Here is a 2765-nt window from a genome sequence, read left to right on the forward strand (position 1 = left end):
GGCGCTGGCGCACGTCAGAAAAACAGTCTCGCCTAGTGGCTACCGGGGACTACGCGCCTTCGATTCTCTCTCCTTGGCGCGCAGCGGCAGTTCCAATTTTGTCGAAAAATCGGGAACAGTCTCTGAGCTTGCACCTGCCTGCGAAATTGGTGAGGCGTTGTTTCCACTGGAAAATCCTGATCCTGGTGGTGTTGCCGGCTGGACCGCGACGGCAAGTTCAATCTCTACTGAGTTAGGAGACTGGGACGCTGGCCACATGATTGACAATCGCGTGAATACCTACTGGCTGTCCGAAACTAACACGCTTGATCCCGGTCATTTCATTACTGTCGATATGGGCAGTACAAAGACAATTGCCGGTTTGCAGTATTTCTACAATGATGAGAACAGTGATGGAGCTATTGAGGAGTTCGAAGTTCTGGCTAGTACGGACGGAGTTAATTTCATCGCGGTGACCACTGGGCAACTGGCGACTGATGTGAAGCCATTGCACAGCATATTGTCTTTGACTCCGAGGTCAGTGCGCGTTATTACCGGCTGAAATCAACTTCTCCTGACAGGCTTCATGTCGGCGGTGCTGAACTCTCTCCCCTTGTTTGTGCAGCTGGCAGCGAGCCTGCCGCCACGTTCACACTGGAGAGTTGCGAGGCAGACGTTCTGAATAGTGGTTATGACCTCACCACGGGAACTGCTTTCGATGCTGCTCTTGATCGTTACGACATGCAGTGGCACGTTGCACAGATCGGCAGTACAACGAATACCCTTGATGCCTTTAATGGGGTAGCCGCCTGGCAGAAAGCAGTCGTTATCGGTAACGTTCAGGGGAACTGGGTTACACCGCCATCGACTGCGGAATGGATCGGTATTTCTCATTCAGGCGCGAATAGGAGGACGGTCGAGCATCTCTACCGGCTTGATTTCGATATCGACTTGCCGCATCAGGATTATCTGAAAACGCTAAAGTTCATCACCTTTGACTTTTACAGTGATAACGGCATTTACGATATCCTGGTCAACGGAAAGAGCATGAAAGATAACGGATATTTGAACCTGGGTAATAGTAAAAATCACAATGGTTATTCAGCTACTACAATCCCGGTTTCCTGGAGCATGGATGCGGACCTGTTACGGGTGGGCACGAATACCCAGATTCTGCATGTCAAGTCAGTTGGCAACTACACGGGCCTGTTGGCGGAACTTTCCTCCGGCAGGAGTTGTACTGCCATTGATGTTGGCTCTGCGCCGGAGTCTTACGGTACCAAAGCAGAAGCGCCGGTTCATTTCATCACAAGTGCACCGCTCTATATTGGCTCTTTTCCTCCAAATACATCGCCGCGCGATGATAGAGACGGAGTGACTCTAACGACTTATGCAGGAAGTGGCAAGGTGACTGCATCCCTGGTCGGCAGAAACGACACAGGTGCACCGGCAATGCTGTGTGGTTACCTTGATGGTGCAGCCGATGGGGTGGTGGATGGTTCCTTTTTTAAAGGTATAACCTATACGGGCAGTGTTGGTGACGGGATTGGAGAGACGATCGCAGCGGGCAACGAGGAGTTGTGTATACAGGTATCCGGCGACAGCGGTACTAACACGCTCAACCTTGCGGCTGTTCCTGGTTTCAATGGTGCCGAGGCCGGTGGTACGACCCTGGTTGACGGAAGTTTCAGCTGCGATCTCCATTTTTTTCCGAATTTTACTGTTGCGACACAAACCTATACACGTTTTCGCCTGACATCGGACAGCGAGTTTTTCAGTACCAACTCTCCTGCTCCAACCGGTTCTGCCAGTGACGGAGAAGTGGAGGACCAAGGACTCACGATCATCCCTACTGCTGCAGTGATTGGTTCAGGGAGCATCAGACGGGCGCCTGTCGAGGAGTTAGTCGATCTATTTGATGTTCAGACGGTGGTGGCTTTTCTCGAATCTTATGGTGTCGAGCCGACAAACCTGACTGATGACATTGCGAACGATTTGCTGAAACAGACACTTGACCCGGACGGCGACGGCTCGGTGGCCTTGGTGCATTGGACGACGCTTGAAGAACTCGGTACCGTCGGTTTTTTTCTTGACCGTCGCGAAGAAGAGAGAGGCGAATGGGTGCGCATAAACAACAAGATGTTACCCGGCCTGATCGATGCACCGCTAGGCGGTGAGTATCTCTACGCGGACCCTGGTGCCCAGCCAGATGTTGATTACCTCTACAAGCTGATCGAGCAGGAAGCGTGGGGTAGTAGACAGGAGTATGGTCCATATCAATTGAGCTATTGAATGGAAAGCGAAGCAAGGCGTGTTCCCGTCTGACCGGAAAAGTGTAATATGGAGCTATTGAAAGGTTAATCATTGGGTCCTGGAGTTTTCGTGGGTCAGGAAATTGAAAGTAGCGATTTCAGTGAGGCTGATTACGATGCCTTTGCCGCGCGTCTGAGGGAAGAGACAGAGCTGCTTGGAAAGATGCTTTCTGCCGGTTGCGAGGGCGCCTGTTTTGATGACGGCTCCTGGGTTGGCGGTTATGAACTGGAGACCTGGCTGGTCGATGCCGACGGCATGCCTGCAGCCTCCAATGGTGAATTCCTCCGTCGCCTCGGTAGTGAAGATGCAGTAGCCGAACTCGCCCGCTTCAATGTCGAATTCAATGCGCCACCCTCAAGGCTGACCGGTAACCTTCTTTCGCTGCGCGCCAAGGAGAGAGAATCGAAGGCGCGTAGTCCCCGGTAGCCACTAGGCGAGACTGTTTTTCTGACGTGCGCCAGCGCCAAAGGAAA

The 2765-nt window shown here is 52.4% G+C and carries 4 protein-coding genes; 3 read left to right on the forward strand and 1 reads right to left on the reverse strand.

The features are described from left to right. The coding region (locus BOW51_RS09355) for a discoidin domain-containing protein (RefSeq protein ID WP_135568212.1) at positions 1 to 541 on the forward strand (541 nt) is incomplete at its 5' end. 2 nt (positions 542 to 543) lie between these two features. On the opposite strand, the gene BOW51_RS09360 is transcribed toward BOW51_RS09355, so the two are convergent. Then, positions 544 to 732, reverse strand: coding sequence for a hypothetical protein (locus BOW51_RS09360; RefSeq protein WP_135568213.1), 189 nt, complete (start codon positions 730 to 732; stop codon positions 544 to 546). Here BOW51_RS09360 and BOW51_RS09365 point away from each other — a divergent pair. Together BOW51_RS09365 and BOW51_RS09370 are read left to right on the forward strand one after the other, a co-directional pair. Continuing rightward, positions 721 to 2271: a hypothetical protein gene (locus BOW51_RS09365; RefSeq protein WP_078477490.1), complete on the forward strand. Its 1551-nt coding sequence runs from the start codon at positions 721 to 723 to the stop codon at positions 2269 to 2271. The two genes, BOW51_RS09360 and BOW51_RS09365, sit on opposite strands and share 12 nt — an antisense overlap. A gap of 90 nt (positions 2272 to 2361) precedes the next feature. Next, positions 2362 to 2718 carry a hypothetical protein gene (locus tag BOW51_RS09370; protein WP_135568214.1) on the forward strand — a complete coding sequence of 119 codons (357 nt, stop codon included), beginning with the start codon at positions 2362 to 2364 and terminating at the stop codon, positions 2716 to 2718. Positions 2719 to 2765: the final 47 nt, after the last annotated feature.

This window comes from Solemya elarraichensis gill symbiont (assembly GCF_002021095.1).
Lineage (GTDB): Bacteria > Pseudomonadota > Gammaproteobacteria > Chromatiales > Chromatiaceae.

Coding starts and splice junctions, on each gene's coding strand:
- BOW51_RS09365 (WP_078477490.1), top strand. CDS start 721: ATGCAGTGGCACGTTGCACAGATCGGCAGTACAACGAATACCCTTGAT.